The following is an 18,519-nucleotide window of genomic DNA, read 5'->3' as shown; positions in this document are numbered from 1 at the left end:
AGAAGCCTTTTTTATGTTTAAGAAATCCAATAACACATTCTTATTACAGCGCATTCAGTTTAAAATATCCATTCGCAATGGTATCTTCTTCTAGACCGATCTTTGGCGTAATTTGAATACTATACAGCTCTTTATCATGAGGTAATAGCAAATCTTCTATCTCATAAATATCATCAACATCCAAACCGTACTTATCATCGATATGTGCCGAACTGTGGTGCTTCCAAAAAACAGTGCGTTTTGCCTTTTCAGTCGCCTTGGCCAAACTAGATGCTACAATAAGTTCTTTGTAATGGAACTCGTCAAATTCATTCGGTTTGTAGCCACCTAAATTGACAAAAAACAACTTCAATTCCGAATCAATAGCCTGTTCATTCCCCCTTTCAGTAACCTTGATCTCATATTCCCCAATCTTATGGACAATACGGTACGCATCAATGTGAATTTTACCGTCAGCCTCGGGCCAAAAATCTTTAATGGGATCGACAAAATCCTTGAGCTCATTACCAATACCAAAGAAAATGTCATGCTGTTCTGTCCGCCTATTTTTCGGTTTACAACCGATCAAAATCATAAATAATTTCATAGTCAAAAATCAGTCTTTCAATGTCCGTGCTAGAATATCCAGTTTATTTTTCATCGATGTCTGTGCGTACGAATCATGGATATTTCATAACTTAAGCCCTATAAACAATAAAAATAACTATTATCCACCACATTTAACATATATTATATCTTCACAATGCACAAAATATTCCTATCATTTGCGTTACTATTCTTATCATTACTGTCCTTTGGTCAAAAAGCCGCTACCGATAAAAAACTCGAATCACAGATTAAACAGCTGATTCAGGGTTTTCAAGGCGATGTCGGCATTTATGTACACCATCTCAAAAAAAACAAAGAAGTCAACATCCAGGGCGACAGCATTTTCCCGACGGCAAGTATTGTCAAAATCCCCATTTTAGTCGGCATCTTTGATAAAATTGAAAAAGGTGAACTACAACTTGATCAGCAACTGCTCTACCGTGCTAGTCAACGATATGGCGGCTCAGGGCTAATGCAATTTTTTAAGGACAGTACACAAGTTGATCTGAAAACCTTGGTTGCGCTTATGCTATCTTATAGTGATAATGTAACCAGCATTTGGAATCAAAACCTTGCGGGAGGAGGTGTCGCGATCAATAAATTAATGAGCGAGCTTCAATTAACCCAGACGCGTGTCAACTCACAGACAGAGGGACGGAAGTCAGATTGGGAAAGATATGGTTGGGGCCAGACTACACCAAAAGAAATGGCCGACTTGGTCACACTAATCCGACAAGGCAAAGTTGTATCCCCAAAATCTTCCGATCAGATGTATCGTTTTATGGGCAACATGTTCTATGATGAAAGAGGGCTATCGCAAATCCCATCCACTGTTAAAACAGCTTCAAAAACAGGCTCTTTAGATGACGTACGCAATGAGGTCATTTTGGTCAATGCACCGAAAGGAGATTACGTTTTCAGTATTTTCACCAAGAACAATACAGATAAAAGCTGGGGAAAAACAAATGAAGCAGAGGTACTTACCCGTAAACTTTCCAAATTGTTATGGGATTACTACCAATAAGCCTATTTAAGTCAATGTTATAAAGATGTGATATAAAAAGGGGAGGCACTCAAAAAAGTGCCCCCCTTCCCTATAGTTCAAATGAAATACGTCAACTAATTTTTCAACGCTTCACCTACATTTTTAGCTTTCCGACTAATATCGTCACCTACTTTTTTGGAAGCATCTTTTACATCTTTAGCGGCCTCCTTGGTTCCGGTAGCAACATCATTTGCAACTTTCTTCGTACCGTCAGCGACATCTTTTGCAGCATCTTTTGTTTTATCAACAGCTGTATTTGTCGCATCTACTGTCGCATCTTTTGCATCTTTCAATCCCTCTTTTACATCCTCTCCAGCATTACGCAAAGCATCCTTGGTTTTCTCCCAAGCTGTGTTAGCTTCTTCAGAAGCAGCTCGAGCCTTTTCCTCGGCGGCTTTATCGCCTTTCGCGATAGCTTCATCCAAATCCTTTTTCGCCTGCTCTGCTTTCAAACGGGCATTTTCTTCCGCATTTTTTAAATCTGCGATTGCCGCATCTACATGCTCACCGACTGTTTTTGCCGAATCTGTCGCTGTAGTGTCTTTTTTCTCCGAATTGTTGCAAGAAGACATTACCAATGCTCCTGCTACGACTGCTAAAAGTGCAATTTTCTTCATTATAAATTGATTTATGAGTGTAGTTTTCAACGGCCCATCAGAGCACGCATACATCAATTTACAACTTCTATGCCAAATAGACAAAATTATTGCTTCGGATAGATCGTTCCTTTCGCAGCTTCCAGTGTATTTTTCAACAAACCGACGATCGTCATTAAACCAACCCCCCCCGGTACAGGTGTAATCCAGGATGCTTTAGGAGCAACATTTTCAAAATCAACATCCCCATATAGCTTAAAACCAGATTTCGTTGCTGTAGAAGTTTCTCTATTAATACCGACATCAATTACTACTGCCCCATCTTTAACCATGTCTGCTGTAACAAAATTTTTCTTCCCGATTGCCGCAACAACGATATCACCACGCAAAACCTCTGTTTTAAGGTCTTTTGTGCGACTATGTGTTAATGTCACAGTACAATTACCTGGATTGGAATTACGAGCCAGTAAGATACTCATTGGCGATCCTACGATATTGCTTCTTCCAACCACTACGGCGTGCTTGCCTGCTGTATCGATCTTATAATAATCCAACATCAACATAATACCATATGGCGTAGCTGGAATAAAACAAGGAAGATTACGTTGCATACGTCCGAGGTTGATCGGATGGAAACCATCCACATCTTTGCGGTAATCAATTGCTTCGGTAACTTTATCCGGATCAATATGTTTTGGTAAAGGCAACTGCACAATCAAACCATCGATAGACTCATCCTGATTGATTTCTTTGACCTTAGCGATCAATTCATCCTCTGTTATGTTTTCATCATAACGAACGTTTGTTGATTCAAAGCCAACCAGTTGACAGTTGCGCATTTTGCTAGCTACATAGGTTTCGCTACCACCATCATTCCCCACAAGGATAGCAACCAGATGAGGCTTACGACCAGTCTGTGTAGTAAATTCAGCCGCATCTAACGCAATTTGCTCTTTAATTTTTTCGGAAACTAGTTTACCATCTAATAGATTCATGTTTAGGAGATTTTATTGTATTTAAAAGGAGCCCAAGAGCTCCTTTATTATTGTGTTATTTTGATTAATCTAATTTCAATACCGCCATAAATGCAGATTGCGGAATCTCTACGTTCCCAACCTGACGCATGCGTTTCTTACCTTTCTTTTGTTTTTCCAAAAGCTTACGCTTCCGGGAGATATCACCACCATAACATTTTGCCGTAACATCTTTACGTAAAGCTGAGATCGTCTCCCGGGCAATAATCTTTGCACCGATTGACGCTTGGATACGAATTTCAAATTGTTGACGTGGTAACAGTTCTTTTAGTTTTTCACAGATCTTTTTACCAAAATCATACGCGTTGCTCCGATGTATCAACGATGATAAGGCATCTACAGGTTCATCGTTCAATCGAATATCCAGTTTTACCAAATCTGACTTGCGATAACCAATCTGGTGGTAATCAAATGAAGCGTATCCTTTAGAGATTGTTTTCAATTTATCATAAAAGTCAAATACAATTTCTCCCATTGGCATTTCAAAAACCAATTCAACACGATCTGAAGTCAAATAATGCTGGTTCATGATCGTACCGCGTTTCTGGATACAAAGTGACATAATTGGTCCAACGAAATCCGATTTCGTAATAATATTAGCTTTGATATATGGCTCTTCGATTGAATCCAATTTACTTGGATCCGGTAGATCTGAAGGATTATGTACGATCACTTCCTCTTTATCTTTGGTCATATAGGCCTTATAGGATACGTTGGGAACTGTCGTGATCACCGTCATATCAAACTCGCGCTCTAGGCGCTCTTGAATAATCTCCATGTGAAGCATACCCAAGAAACCACAACGGAAACCGAAACCCAAGGCTGCCGACGACTCTGGTTCAAACACCAAAGAAGCATCGTTTAGCTGCAAACGGTGCATCGATTCACGCAACTCCTCGTAATCCTCCGTATCTACAGGATAAATACCCGCAAAGACCATCGGTTTCACCTCTTCAAACCCTTGGATAGCCTCAGAACAAGGACGATCTTTATGCGTAATGGTATCTCCTACTTTCACTTCACGTGCCTCCTTGATACCAGAGATAATATAACCTACATCACCGGTCTTAATGACTTCTTTGGGTACTTGATTCAACTTCAGTGTACCAATTTCATCGGCAAAATATTCTTTCCCAGTAGCAACAAATTTCACGCGGTCGCCTTTGCGGATTTCACCATTTTCAACTTTAAAATAAGCCATGATACCACGGAATGAGTTGAAAACAGAGTCAAAAATCAAGGCTTGCAAAGGTCCATCAGGATCACCCACTGGATGTGGAATACGGTCCACAATAGCTTCCAAAATATCTGGAACACCAAGACCTGTTTTACCAGATGCAGGAATAATCGCATTGCGGTCACCACCGATCAAATCCACAATCTGATCTTTGACTTCTTCCGGCATAGCACCAGGAAGGTCCATTTTGTTAAGAATTGGGATGATTTCCAAATCATGTTCCAACGCTAGATATAAATTTGAAATCGTTTGCGCCTGAATACCTTGAGATGCATCAACGATCAATAAAGCGCCCTCGCAGGCAGCAATTGAACGCGACACCTCATAAGAAAAATCCACGTGTCCCGGGGTATCAATCAGGTTCAAGATATATTCCTGACCATCTCTTTTATAATTCATTTGGATGGCGTGACTCTTGATCGTAATACCACGTTCACGTTCCAAATCCATATTATCAAGTAATTGTGCCTGTGCCTCACGCTGACTGATGGTATTGGTATACTCTAAAAGGCGGTCTGCCAAAGTACTTTTGCCATGGTCAATATGCGCAATAATACAGAAATTACGAATGTGCTTCATATAGGATTTTTAAACTCTTTTGCTAAAAGGCAAAGATACCTTTTTTTATATATATTTATATAAACTAGCTTTTTTTTAGTTTACTATACGCGAAGAAATCAGACTAGACACTATTCCTGTTAAGAACGGTAGAAACTGTATTCGCTATTCAGCAATAGCATATAAAAAATGTTTCTGATTTCGTGTAACATTGTCTGTGTCCCAAGAAATTCGTTCCCGAAATTGCTCCGAACGAATTGGACAATTGCCGACCTGACAATATTGGCAGCACTGTGGAAGACAAGGATCCGCATGAACGAAAAATTCGGTCCGTACCGACATTTCCTTATTGACAATCTTATCTACAGCAGAAATTTCATCATGCACCTGGATCAAGTCAAGGTAACGGGGTAGTGTGAGATGGCAATCTACATGGAGTTCGTTCCCATAGCGCTGTACACGAAGATTATGAACATCAATCCATTCATCTTTCCGATTGCGCTCCAAGATTTCGACGACATCCTGTACGAGCGCTGTATCCGATTCATCCATCAATCCACCGATCGATTGGCGAAGTAGCTTATAACCATTGAAGAGGATAAAAAGCCCCAGTACAATTGAAATGACCACATCGATCCATTGGAAACCTGTCAGTCTCATCAATAATAAACCCAGTATCAATCCGACCGTACTATAGGCATCTACCTGCAGATGTTTTCCATCCGCCACCAAGGTAATAGACCCCAATGCACGTCCACGCTTCATGATATAGAATCCTACTGCAAAATTTATCACAGATGTAATACCGATCAGATAAATCCCTTGTTCAAGGTGTGTTAACGCTGCAGGAAAGAAAAGATTGTAACAAGCCTTGGCTAAGATAATGGCGCCAGCAATAAAAATAAGTCCACCTTCTAAAAACACCGAAAAGAATTCCACTTTACCATGCCCGTAGGGATGATTCTCATCCTTAGGCTGCGCCGAAAGATAAATACTATAAAATGCAAAACCCGAAGCAATCACATTAACGATACTCTCTGCCGCATCTGTAAAGATTGCACTGGAGTCCGTTAAAAAGTAGGCAAAAAACTTCACAATCATCAAACCTATTCCCGTAAAAAGCGATAATAAAACCAATCTTCTTTGTCTTGACATGATGCTTATCTTCTATATGAAACCTTCTATGAGCTAATGATGAAATGAGGACTAGCCAGCATTTTTGTGAGCGCAAAGGTAAAGATATAACGACAAATCAGAACGATTAGTTTTGAACATCCAACGTCAGGGATCAATTAAATAACTGTGCTAAATCGCTTCAACAGCCCTTTTATTAAAAAAGCTCAATAAAAGAGCTACTTTTCTTTGTAAATTCTCAAAAATAAAGAAGATTATTTGCAACGTATATAATATCTTTGTCTTACCATGAGCACATCATCATACTTATCAGACAGGATAAATAATTTGTCCGAATCGGCTACACTTAAAATGACCAAGTTGGGCCGCGAATTAGCAGCAAAAGGCGTTAATGTAATTAGCCTTAGCGTAGGTGAACCTGATTTCAACACCCCTGAGCATGTAAAAGATGCAGCGAAGAAAGCCCTAGATGAAAACTGGACGCGTTATTCGCCGGTACCGGGATACCCTGAATTGCGCCAGGCAATTGTAAACAAGTTGAAGACAGAAAACAATTTAGATTATGATATCTCTCAAATTGTTGTTTCTACAGGTGCGAAACAATCCCTGTCTAATGTAATTTTGACTTTGATCAACCCAGGTGATGAGGTAATTATCCCAACACCATATTGGGTATCATACTCCGAAATGGTCGTTTTAGCAGAAGGAAAATCGGTATTTATCAATACAGAGATCGACAATAACTTTAAGATTACACCAGCACAATTGGAAGCGGCAATTACACCAAAAACCAAATTGTTTATGTTCTCTTCGCCAAACAACCCTACAGGAACAGTTTACAGCAAAGATGAATTGGCTGCATTAGCCGAAGTTTTCGAAAAACATCCACAGGTATTTATCCTATCCGATGAAATCTACGAACATATCAACTTTGTAGACAAACACGAATCCATCGCACAATTTGAAAGCATCAAAGATAGAGTAATTATCATCAATGGCTTTTCAAAAGCATTTGCAATGACGGGATGGCGTTTAGGTTATATCGCTGCCAACAAAACCATTGCTGCCGCGAATGATAAATTACAAGGACAGACAACCTCAGGTACATGTTCAATTTCTCAACGTGCGGGTATCGTCGCTTATGAACAAGGATTAGAATCTGTCAACAAAATGAAAGAAGCTTTCGCTCGTCGTCGCCAATTGGTATACGATCTATTGACTGAAATCCCTGGCGTAAGAACAAATCTTCCAGAGGGTGCATTCTATTTCTTCCCAGAAATCTCTTCGTTCTTTGGTAAAAAAGACCAAGATGGTAATGTCATTAAAAACTCATCTGATTTGGCATTGTACTTATTGAATGTTGGTCACGTAGCTACAGTAGGTGGAGATTCATTCGGTAACGACAATTACATCCGCTTGTCTTATGCGGCCTCAGACGAAAGTTTGATCGAAGCTTTAAAAAGAATCAAAGAAGCATTAGGCAAATTAGCATAATCAATACACAGTATACTGAATGGGCTATCCAAGAAAATTGGATAGCCCATTTTTTTATCAATCCCAGTTGTATCAATCTCCCTTTATTTTCCACAACGGTATATTCAAATACGTCCTTTTATTTGATGTGCTCCATCACCTCGATGAATTTCTTACCCTTATTCTTCGGGTCAAAAAGCATTTTCTCTACCCTGTCCAGCTCAAGAGCCTCGAGATGACTAGGTAACATACTCTCTTTCATCAACTTCAACAATTGATCCCAGTCCGCACGATTGATCTTGTTCTGAACCAACTCCATCATCTGCACGGCATTGCGGTATTCCTTGCTCGTTTTCAGTTCCACCACCATATCCATCCAGTCACCGTAAGTGAAAAGCCTACTTTTTACCTTTTGCAATTGTAAGGCTTTCATCTTGACCATATCATAGCCCAGCAGCATCTCCGTGACGGAATCAATCTCCATACAAGCAGCGATTTTAGCATAATCTTTTGGGAACTCCACCCTTGCATCGCCATCCAGAAGCTTACAGAACGCTGGGACCTCCTTTTTCAGGGAATCACAGTACTGCTGCGCATGTAGCTCCAGGGTCATGATCAGAACTAGTCCGATCGCTAACATCCGGAGATAAATAGATTTCAATTTCATGCTTCGAAGATACCCATTTTTTGGAAAATATCATCCATAGCACATAATTCACAATGATTTTGGCGCTTCAGCCAAATATTTATTACATTTACTCCTATGAGTATTTTAACAGAGAAATTTAAAACGCAGCACGACACGGCTCCGTTTTCACAGATAAAAAACGAAGATTATATTCCCTCATTTGATGAAGCTATTCAGAAGACAAAAGATGAAGTCGATGCTATCGTCAACAATCCCGAAACGGCAACTTTTGACAATACCATCGCTGCTATGTCCTACTCTGGACAGACACTAGATCGTTTGTCCAATATCTTTTTCAATCTCCATTCCGCTGAAACCAATGCTGATCTCGAAAAGATCGCACAGGATGTCGCCCCAAAACTATCTGCTTTAGGCAATGATATCACCTTAAATTTCGATCTTTTCAAAAGGGTTAAGGCTGTATACGATCAGAAGGATCAACTGACATTAACGGCAGAGCAAACCACCTTATTGGAAAAATCCTATAAGGATTTTGTACGCAACGGCGCACTTTTAAATGATGAACAGAAAGAAAAACTCCGCGAAATAGATGCCGAGCTATCACTTTTAAAATTGAAATTCGGGGAGAATGTCCTGGCCGAAACCAATGCCTATCAGCTGTTGGTAACAGACGAAAAAGATCTTGCTGGACTTCCGGAGGGTGCTGTAGAAGCTGCCCATGCTTTGGCTAAAGCCAACGAAAAAGAAGGCTGGCTTTTTACCCTGGATTTCCCGAGCTATCTTCCTTTTGTCACTTATGCCGACAATCGAGAACTTCGCAAAGAAATTACCCTCGCCGCAGGCCGTAAAGCTTTTCAGGACAACGAGCACAACAACGTGGACAATGTCCTTAAAATTGTAAAACTGCGCTTCGAACGGGCCAAATTATTAGGCTACGCCACCCATGCAGACTTTGTCCTTGCCGAACGTATGGCGCAAAACCCAAGCAAAGTCACCGAATTCCTAAACGACCTCCTTGGAAAAGCGAAACCAGCAGCAGTGAAAGAATTTGCAGAATTATCCCAGTTTGCAAAAAACATGCATGGCATAGACCAATTGGAAAAATGGGATGGTGCCTATTATGCCGAAAAGTTGAAACAAGAACGCTTTAATCTGGACGATGAAAAGCTCAAACCTTATTTCAAACTCGAAAATGTCTTACAAGGTGCATTTGAAGTAGCCCATCGCTTGTTTGGCATCAACTTCAAGGAAGTCGATACAATAGATACCTACCACGAAGAAGTACAAACATTTGAGGTCAGTAAAGACAACGGTGAATTAGTCGCTATCTTCTATGCCGATTTCTTCCCACGTAAAGGAAAGAGAAATGGGGCCTGGATGACATCTTTCAAACCACAGTACATTCAACAGGGTAAACAAGAACGTCCGCATGTCTCCATTGTTTGCAATTTTACGCGTCCTACAGCTTCAAAACCTTCGCTGTTGACCTTTCAGGAAGTGACCACATTATTTCACGAATTTGGACATGCCTTACATGGTATGCTAGCTGACAGCACTTATCCTACACTATCTGGAACCTCTGTATATTGGGATTTTGTCGAGTTACCGAGTCAGGTGATGGAAAACTGGTGCTACGAAAAAGAAGCTCTTGAGCTATTTGCCAAACACTATGAAACTGGCGAAGTGATCCCGATTGAACTTGTCGAAAAGATCCGCGAAAGCGCTTCATTTCTTGAGGGTATGGCAACAATGCGCCAATTGAGCTTTGGTCTATTGGATATGGGCTGGCATGGACAGGATCCAACAGCGATCTCGGATCTGAAAGCATTCGAAGATGAACAGTTTGCCTCAACAAAACTCTATCCCGATGTCAAGGAAAATGCCATGAGCACGGCCTTCTCCCATATTTTCAATGGCGGTTATTCTTCGGGCTATTACAGCTACAAATGGGCCGAAGTACTGGATGCCGATGCATTTGACTACTTTAAACAAAACGGCATTTTCAATCAGGAAATCGCAACCAAATTCAAGGATAATATTCTTTCAAAAGGTGGAACCGAACATCCAATGGTCCTTTACAAACGTTTCCGCGGACAAGAACCTTCGGTAGAACCTTTGTTGAAAAGAGCTGGATTGATCAAATAATTAGATTGATCAAATAATAAAAAAGCTGGATTTTATATCCAGCTTTTTTATTGGAAACATAAATCCATCAAGAACTTCCTCCCTATCAAAATCCCTGTAAAAGTAACAGAACACTCAGCCAATCAAATCAGGTTCAATTCTTAAGCTATTTTATTAAAGCATCATTTGTTTTCCATTCAGAACCAAAGCATTAAACAAGAATCGCACGTATCTTGCTGATTAAGCAAAAAAATAGTACCTTTGTAAGACATAATTGGGGTTGACCGGAATTGACAGGATGGAGACGGTTATGTAAGCATGTAGTGCGTTGTTAGTAGAGCACTTTAATCTGAACTTTCAGAATTATAACTGGCGAAGAAAACTACGCCTTAGCTGCTTAAGTTAGACTTAACATAGCTATTTGTCCCGTTAGATCCTGTTCTTTGGTTTAACATTCGGGGCATCGAACAATAGAACTGGCAAGTGTGATGTTGCTAAGCACTTGTGAGAAACAGCAACTACGGCGTACGGTATAGGTAAGCGACTCACCTTCCCTCGCTCGACAATTAAAGAGAAGCTAAACATGTAGAAAGCGTATACAGTACCATGACTGGACGAGAGTTCGAATCTCTCCAGCTCCACTTGACGGGATAATTGAAAAATTATCCCGTTTTTTTGTATAATCTAAACACCCCATTTCTCTCATTTTCAATTCATTACGAATAAAAGGTTCCATAATATATGGAGTTCGATAGATACCATTCTCATAGTATAAAAAGTCGTCGAACACCATTTTAATGAGTTCCTGCTTTTCTATTGTGTTAGCTTCTGTATAAACGTAATTAAGGTCTGAAAGATAAAATAATTGATCTCGTAACAATAAAAATGTCTTATCTCCATTATGTCTTAACTTATCAATTTGTTCTTTAAGAGATTCTTTTTTTATAGTCAACTCATTATGCCACCTTTCATAAGTATCGTGTTGAATCCGATTTGTAATCCATTTTTCTTCGATTGACATAAGCTTTTCTCCTGTCTGCTCGTATTCGATTTGGCGTTGTTTTAATAATGTTTTATGTTCCTTTAAAGTTATCTCCATCTCGATCTGGCTCTTCTCCTTTATACTCGATATTAGTTTTTCAGGAAGACTCATTAATTCTAAAGCGCCGGATAATTGTTTGTGAGCTTTTTTAGCACTTATATTATTATGGGCACTAGCGATGCTACATTTATAATAATAATAGTATTTTCCCATTTTCCCTTTACTAGCAGCACCAGTTAATAGTTTTCCACAATGGCAGCGTAAGGCACCACGTAGTGGAATTAGGTCGTCATAAATTTTCCTTTCTTTATTACCTCTTTTTATCTTTTCATTAACTAATTTCCAAGTCGTTGCTTCAATAATTGGCTCGTGATTTTTTAGAGGGAATAACCCTCCTGGATTTTGTTTCCATGCTTTGACTTGTTGAAATCCATAATATAAAGGGTTTGTTAATATTCGTTCAACGGCAGTAGTTGCCGTGCGTTTTAATCCCATTTCTATTGCCTTTTCCTTAATTTTGTATAAAGCAACTCCTGCTATATAAGCATCATAAATATATCTAACGACAATTGCTTCACTTTCATCCACTACTAGACGACGTGCCTCATTCTTACCCTCCTTTTTATAACCAAATGGAGCCCGCCCGCCTTGAATCCAAAGTCCTTTAACCGCTTTGGCAGTATAGATTCCTGCATTTATATCATTCTGTCTTTTTATATTTTCAGAATTACCCATTAAAAATTCAAGCCCCATTATAAAGAATGAATTATGATCCATACAATCATAAATTGATCCTCTACTAGCGCTTACAATCCTCACATCATAAAGTGCTTGAATTTTTGTAACCATATTAATGGCGTCGCCTGCGATCCTACTGAATCTTGTTAACTCAGCTACGACCAAGTAATCAATTTGATCATGGTTCTTTTTGATAAAGTCAAAAAGAACTTTAATATCCGGCCTATCAAAGTTTCGTGCAGTGTGTCCTTCGTCGATAAATGTATCCACAATTTCCACACCGCTATTATTCATCCATTGGCTTGTTATTAAATCCTGACGTTCGATACTATGTAAACTTTGACCATCACTGCTGTATCTTAAATAGCGTATACCCTTTTTCATTAGCTTCGTTTATTGCTTTTTTAACCAAAATTTTAACTATTAAATTTACTAATTTTTCTTCATTTTTTACTTTTAGGTCTGCTGTTGTATCGTCTTTTTTATACAATTTACCAACATCGTAATTCTCTTTTGTAACTATCTTTTTTGGCATAGGTATTTAGTAAATAAAATCTCAATATTAGTAATATAATCAACATGACGTCTTCAAATCGATTGACTTAAGTTTATTGATTAATTTAGGGAGGAGTATATTTATTATCCCATAATTGTTTTAAATTGAGTAGACTCACTTTGTCATTCTTTTTTTCTTCGTTCTCCAATTGATTAATTTCTGATTTTCCATTTTTCTTTATTAAAATCATAAAAAAATATTTACTAAAATTTCATATTGATTCATTACTCTACATGTCAAACCGTTTACGTTCAAAATTTGAAACGATTTAAATTTTTCATATTTAAATTCAACATTCAGTCGTTAAAAATTTAGATGAGTAAGGAACAATACTAAAAATTGCCTAGTGCCCATCCGTAACAAGTCGAACCAATTTTTTCAGTCAGATAATTGGTATCGACTATTAGACTCATAATCTTTTGGTCCCTGGTTCGAGCCCAGGTGGGAGCACAAAGCAAAAAAGCGGCTTTTCTATGCGGAAAAGCCGCTTTTTTCGTTTCTTTCCATTAATTTTAATTGATGGAATGGCCAGGGTGTACCTACCCTATTTGGCCAGTTTTGCATAGTTTTTTGTTGAACTTCACGTAAAAATGTAACAAATATGTAACGGGAATTTTTACGTGCTAAAGAAAAAGAATTATGGCAACCGTAAGCGCAAAAGTTTATGAACACCACAAGAAATCCGATGGCACCTACAATGTAAAAATCTGTGTCTATCACAAGGGAGAAAGAAAGTTTTTGGATACTAATCACTACGTTGTTCAGAAGCAACTCACTAAAGAAAAAAAGATCAAGGACACCTTTGTTCTTGACAAGTTAAATGACCAGCTCAAGGAGTACCGTAAAGCAATTAGCGAACTTGATGGGAGACTTGAATATTTTACAGCGGAAGCTTTAAAAGATTACCTGAAAGATATGGATGAGGATGTAGAGTTCATATCATTTTGCAGGGAACATATCGAACGATTAAAAGCTGATGGAAGAAACGGAACAGCCAAGAACCATACAGCTATTTGCAATAGCCTTGTTGATTATTTTAAAAGACATACTGTCTCCATAAAGGAAATAAATTCAAACATGTTGTTTATGTATGAACGATTCCTGAAGTCCGATAGAACCATGACTAGGTTTAATCAATTTGGAAATTCGGTGGTAACCAAAGAAAAGGGACTATCAGAAAGTGGGCTTCACAACCACATGCGAGATCTAAGGACTCTCTTTAACGAGGCCAGAAGAAAATACAACAACGAAGATTTGGGGATCTATCGAATCAAGCATTACCCTTTTTCAAAATATAAGGTTGGTTCTCCCCCTCTCACAAAAAACAGAAACAATGAAATAGATGATGTTTTAAAATTAAGGGATTGGCCTACTGTACCTAACAGTCGAGCTGAGTTAGCCAAAGAATTGTATATGCTATCATTCTATCTATGCGGAATTAACGCTGTAGATCTGTATTATCTAAATAGATCAGATATCAGAAATGGTAGAGTTGATTACAATCGCAAAAAGACAAAAGATTTAAGAAAAGACAATGCATTTATCAGCATTAGAATAATTGATGAAGCTAGGCCACTTCTCGAAAAATATATTGAAAAACTAAGAAACCGATATCGAAATCCTAATTATCTTAATTATGCATTATCAAAAGGAATGCTTCATCTTCGTAATCTAACTGGAATTAAAGATCTCACTTTATATTGGGCAAGACATACTTTTGCTAGCACAGCAAGAAACAAATGTCGATTAAATAAAGATGATGTATCCTTGGCTCTAAACCATGTTGATGAGGGAAATAGAGTAACAGATATTTATATAGAAAAAGACTGGAAAATAGTCGATGATGTTCAAAAGAAGGTAATGAGAATCCTCAGAAAAATTGACTCAAAAAAAGAAACACCTAAAAAATCGAAGAAAAAGAAAGATAAGAACAAAAAAGCAGCTTAAATATATACTGCAACGAGGTTCGTAAGACTTTAACCTAGGGAGTGTAACTCGAGTTGTGTCATTAGATTAAAAAGCTCTTTCCAGTTTGAGTCTATCTCCAAATTTAATATAAAGTTGGGATATCGTCAAGTCCCAGTTGCTCACTGGTATTGTGTAGATTTCGGATAAACTGACCGTGCGATTCCGTGGCAAATTGACCACCTGATCTTCTGGCGAAGCTAGCTTTGGTGCTGTAGTAATAATATCATCAAAAGTAATAATTAATACGTATCTATTCTGGTTTTATTTTCAATCTAAAAACACGCTTTAGCACATATGGGTCTATATCAATAATTTGTTAAGTGGAATAATGTCTTTTTCAAATGGCTGCAAATGAATAGAAATACAAGTAGTGTTTAGGTGAAATTACTCAAATATTCATTTCCTATCATTTCAAAGTAATAGGTAGATGTTATAAAAAAATACCAAATGACCTAATAAAAAGTCAATTGGTGTACCACATCATGAAAAATAATTAGTCTTATATTTCAAATATAAAGTTGTTCATATCTTATTTTATCGAAAGTATTTTACATTCAAAAGATTATTTGAATTATCCGTAAAACATTTATATATCAAATAGCATGGAAATTCAGAAAAATAAAATCATTTATACATATTTTATTTAAAAGTTTTCAGGAAAAAGCTGTATCACTTGAATACTAAGCTTTTATAAAGATTATCAAAAAAGTCAGGTAACGATTTTGTAACGATGCTTATTGCTTTGCTTTTCAACGTGTTTCCGTTATCTCATAGCAAATATACATAAATTAGACTAAAGATTAGAATTCAAGTTTTTAATCTAAATGATGTTTACATACTTTAATTTTCTCTGTTTTCTTGCTAAATTCTATTTGCGTAATAAAATGGATAGTATGCTCAAAATAAAAGCCTACGCAGGTTTTGGTTATTTCAAAAACAGTTTTATACCCTACTGACGAAAATGAATTTTGTATAAATGTTGAATATATAGCAATTTAGAAATTGTTATTCGCAAATATCATTTAACATTTACTATTTTTGTATTAACTTCCGATAATATAAATTATATAGAAGTAAGTAAATGACACCAGAAAAAAAAGCCAGAGAAATCATTAATCGTATGCTGAATGAATCTGGGTGGGAAATTGTCAGTAGAGATAATTACTCACCTAATGTTTCTGCTGTGGCTATCGAGGAAGGGATTTTGAAAGGAAGTCTGGAGGCTGATTATCTTCTGTTTATTAATGGGAAAGCCGTAGGTGTGATTGAAGCAAAAAAAGAAGATTGCCGACTATCTAATATTGTCATGGAGCAAGCCGAAAGGTATGTTCGTAGATTGCCAATTTGGTGTTCTTACTGGTATCAACCTTTGCCCATCATTTATTTATCAAACGGTAAGGAAATACTATTTAAAAATATCAATAACCTTAGTGAGGATTATATTCCTGTTTCTAAGATTCATTCTCCAAAAGAGATTGTAAATCTACTTGGAATAGAAGACGAGTATGCCGGTTTACCTGCGCTGCAAAAGAAAGGATTACGAGACTGTCAATATGAAGCAATTACTGAATTAGAGTCTAATTTCAGATTAGGTCAATCTCGAGCATTAATGGTACTTGCAACAGGGGCAGGAAAAACCTTTACAGCTTGTATGGCAGCGTATAGATTACTTTCATACACACCTATGAAGCGAGTATTGTTTCTTGTTGACAGAAACAATTTAGGACGACAGGCTGAAGGGGAATTCGGTACATTCCGCCTTACAGAAACAGGAGAGCCATTCAATACGATTTTTACCACGGAGCGACTGAAATCTGCTAATATTCCAAAAGATGCGAATGTTATTATTTCAACCATTCAACGGCTTTTCGCGCTGCTTACAGAGCAGGAGTTAAATGATAACGATGATGACGAATCATATAATGAAGACGGTAAAGAAATACAATTGAGTGGAAAGTTAAATCTTCCCCCGGATTTCTTTGACGTGATTATTATTGACGAATGTCACCGATCGATTTATGGAAACTGGCGACAAGTTTTAGAGTATTTTAAATCAGCAAAGATAGTTGGTCTTACTGCCACACCAGCGCCGGAAACATTAGCATTTTTTAATAATAGAATAGTTAACTATACCCTTGAAAAATCTATTGCTGACGGAATTAATGTTGATTATCGTGTATTTCGTATCAAAACTCAAGCTACCGAAAATGGAGGAGCTGTAAAAGAAGGGGAAAATATAACACAAATAACTAAGTACTCTGGCAAAGTAGAAGATGTAAAAACATCAGAAGAAAAAACATACACTTCTACCGAACTTAATCGCAGTATTGTTAATCCTTCGCAAATCAAATTGATTTTAGAAACTTATCGTGACGCTATATATACAGATCTTTATCCAGACAGAGAACCTCAATTAGAATACATTCCTAAAACGCTTATTTTTGCTTTAAATGATGCTCATGCAACAAATATAGTCCGGATTGCTAAAGAGGTATTTTCCAATCAATCGGAAAATTTTATTCAAAAAATTACTTATTCTGCCGGAGACAGTAATCAATTAATCAGGAGTTTTCGAAATGATAAAGATTTCCGCATTGCCGTTACGGTAACATTAGTGGCAACAGGAACTGATGTAAAACCTTTGGAAGTTGTTATGTTTATGCGAGATGTTGAATCGGATGCGCTTTATACACAGATGAAAGGTCGTGGTGTAAGAACCATAGGCGACGAACAACTTCGTAACGTAACTCCTAATGCTATCAGCAAAGATCTTTTCTTTTTGGTAGATGCAGTCGGAGTAACAGAACACGAAATGCAGGTAACTCGTCCTGGTGCCGATATACCATCTCCGAATATTTCGTTAAGAATATTATTAGAACGTATCACGCACGGAGATTTATCAGATGATAATTTAAGGTTGTTGGCAAGTCGCCTTTCAAGAATCAATGTTAAATCAGATGATAAGCAACGCCACAAATTTACCGATTTAGCAGGAGTTGAGATGAAAGATCTAGCAGTACAAATATTCAGTGCGTTTGAAAATGGTTTATTAGAATCTTTTATTGATACTAACCAACCTAATCTTGTCAGAAAAAGTCTTGTTCGTCCTCTTACTCATAAACCAAAGGCTCGACAATATTTATTAGAACTAAATGCAGGGTTTATTTCTATTTTACAGCCTGGAGAAGACAGCCTTATTGAAAAAGGATTTTCAATTGAAGAAGCTCAAAATACAACTCAGGCATTTGAAGAATACATCAATACTCATAAAGACGAGATTGAAGCGTTACGCATAATTTACAATAACACTAATGAGCCTATTACCTACGGAATGTTGAAAGACCTAAGAGAAAAATTGGTTCACGCCAGCAATAAATTCAATCCTATTTTATTATGGAATACTTATTCTGTTTTGGATCCTGCTCATGTGGTCTCATTTCGCTCAAAAGATGAAAAAAATGCCTTAACTAATATCATTCAATTGGTACGTTTTGCTTTTAAGCGAATCTCTGATTTACGTTCTTTATCATCAATGGCTGCAAGCCGCTTTGAGCTTTGGTGTGGACAAAATCAACGCCCCTTAACTGACGGTCAAAAAAAAATTATCCGCAGCGTTGTTAATTATATTGTCGCCAACGGAAGTTGTAATATGAATGATATTAAAGAAGAAGACAAACCTTTGGTCGCTCAAATGGTAAGAGATTTTGGTTCTGCAGATTCTGTAAATACTGCAATAATCTCACTTTCACAATTTATACTAAAAGCTGCTTAAAATAA

At 37.5% G+C, this 18,519-nt stretch carries 12 protein-coding genes, 1 other RNA gene and 1 pseudogene; 6 read left to right on the top strand and 8 right to left on the bottom strand.

Annotated features, from left to right (window positions below):
• Positions 1-43: 43 nt before the first annotated feature.
• Positions 44-586, bottom strand: coding sequence for a DUF1543 domain-containing protein (locus tag B4N43_RS03015; RefSeq protein WP_198385983.1), 543 nt, complete (start codon positions 584-586; stop codon positions 44-46).
• Between the two features lie 156 nt (positions 587-742).
• On the opposite strand from B4N43_RS03015, the gene B4N43_RS03010 reads away from it, so the two are divergent.
• On the top strand, positions 743-1,612 hold the full coding sequence (locus tag B4N43_RS03010; RefSeq protein WP_286732691.1) for a serine hydrolase: 870 nt from the start codon (positions 743-745) through the stop codon (positions 1,610-1,612).
• Positions 1,613-1,707: 95 nt separating this feature from the next.
• Here B4N43_RS03010 and B4N43_RS03005 read toward each other — a convergent pair whose 3' ends face one another.
• The 4 genes from B4N43_RS03005 to B4N43_RS02990 form a co-directional block, all read right to left on the bottom strand.
• Positions 1,708-2,250 (bottom strand): hypothetical protein, encoded by a 543-nt coding sequence (locus B4N43_RS03005; RefSeq protein ID WP_115046770.1) that lies wholly within the window; start codon positions 2,248-2,250, stop codon positions 1,708-1,710.
• Between the two features lie 86 nt (positions 2,251-2,336).
• Positions 2,337-3,224, bottom strand: a complete 888-nt coding sequence (locus B4N43_RS03000) for a bifunctional 5,10-methylenetetrahydrofolate dehydrogenase/5,10-methenyltetrahydrofolate cyclohydrolase (protein ID WP_286732690.1) — start codon at positions 3,222-3,224, stop codon at positions 2,337-2,339.
• Between the two features lie 64 nt (positions 3,225-3,288).
• Positions 3,289-5,079, bottom strand: coding sequence for a translation elongation factor 4 (lepA, locus tag B4N43_RS02995; RefSeq protein WP_120333313.1), 1,791 nt, complete (start codon positions 5,077-5,079; stop codon positions 3,289-3,291).
• A 144-nt stretch (positions 5,080-5,223) separates the two neighbouring features.
• The gene (locus tag B4N43_RS02990; protein ID WP_088162836.1) at positions 5,224-6,213 is read right to left on the bottom strand and encodes a cation diffusion facilitator family transporter; all 990 of its coding nucleotides are present in this window, start codon (positions 6,211-6,213) and stop codon (positions 5,224-5,226) included.
• Between the two features lie 267 nt (positions 6,214-6,480).
• Here B4N43_RS02990 and B4N43_RS02985 point away from each other — a divergent pair, with 267 nt between their 5' ends.
• Positions 6,481-7,686 (top strand): pyridoxal phosphate-dependent aminotransferase, encoded by a 1,206-nt coding sequence (locus B4N43_RS02985; protein ID WP_232475608.1) that lies wholly within the window; start codon positions 6,481-6,483, stop codon positions 7,684-7,686.
• A gap of 118 nt (positions 7,687-7,804) precedes the next feature.
• Here B4N43_RS02985 and B4N43_RS02980 read toward each other — a convergent pair whose 3' ends face one another.
• Positions 7,805-8,332: a hypothetical protein gene (locus B4N43_RS02980; protein ID WP_286732686.1), complete on the bottom strand. Its 528-nt coding sequence runs from the start codon at positions 8,330-8,332 to the stop codon at positions 7,805-7,807.
• Positions 8,333-8,428: 96 nt separating this feature from the next.
• On the opposite strand from B4N43_RS02980, the gene B4N43_RS02975 reads away from it, so the two are divergent.
• Both B4N43_RS02975 and ssrA read left to right on the top strand, forming a co-directional pair.
• Positions 8,429-10,459 (top strand): M3 family metallopeptidase, encoded by a 2,031-nt coding sequence (locus tag B4N43_RS02975; RefSeq protein ID WP_286732684.1) that lies wholly within the window; start codon positions 8,429-8,431, stop codon positions 10,457-10,459.
• A 255-nt stretch (positions 10,460-10,714) separates the two neighbouring features.
• Positions 10,715-11,082: a transfer-messenger RNA gene (ssrA, locus tag B4N43_RS02970) on the top strand.
• A gap of 725 nt (positions 11,083-11,807) precedes the next feature.
• On the opposite strand, the pseudogene B4N43_RS25470 reads toward ssrA, so the two are convergent.
• Together B4N43_RS25470 and B4N43_RS02965 are read right to left on the bottom strand one after the other, a co-directional pair.
• Positions 11,808-12,602: pseudogene (locus B4N43_RS25470) on the bottom strand (recombinase family protein); the annotation flags it as partial.
• A complete protein-coding gene (locus tag B4N43_RS02965) occupies positions 12,565-12,753 on the bottom strand; it encodes a hypothetical protein (RefSeq protein ID WP_286732683.1) in 189 nt (62 codons plus the stop codon). The pseudogene B4N43_RS25470 and the gene B4N43_RS02965, both read right to left, overlap by 38 nt.
• Before the next feature lie 660 nt (positions 12,754-13,413).
• Here B4N43_RS02965 and B4N43_RS02960 point away from each other — a divergent pair.
• Positions 13,414-14,721 carry a site-specific integrase gene (locus B4N43_RS02960; protein ID WP_286732680.1) on the top strand — a complete coding sequence of 436 codons (1,308 nt, stop codon included), beginning with the start codon at positions 13,414-13,416 and terminating at the stop codon, positions 14,719-14,721.
• 1,102 nt (positions 14,722-15,823) lie between these two features.
• On the top strand, positions 15,824-18,514 hold the full coding sequence (locus tag B4N43_RS02955) for a DEAD/DEAH box helicase family protein (RefSeq protein ID WP_286732678.1): 2,691 nt from the start codon (positions 15,824-15,826) through the stop codon (positions 18,512-18,514).
• Positions 18,515-18,519 lie beyond the last annotated feature (5 nt).

Origin of the sequence: Sphingobacterium sp. UBA1897 (assembly GCF_002337775.1) — a bacterium.
Taxonomy (GTDB): domain Bacteria; phylum Bacteroidota; class Bacteroidia; order Sphingobacteriales; family Sphingobacteriaceae; genus Sphingobacterium; species Sphingobacterium siyangense.
Note: the sequence above shows the minus strand (reverse complement) of the source record. Positions and strands in the feature narration are given on the sequence as shown.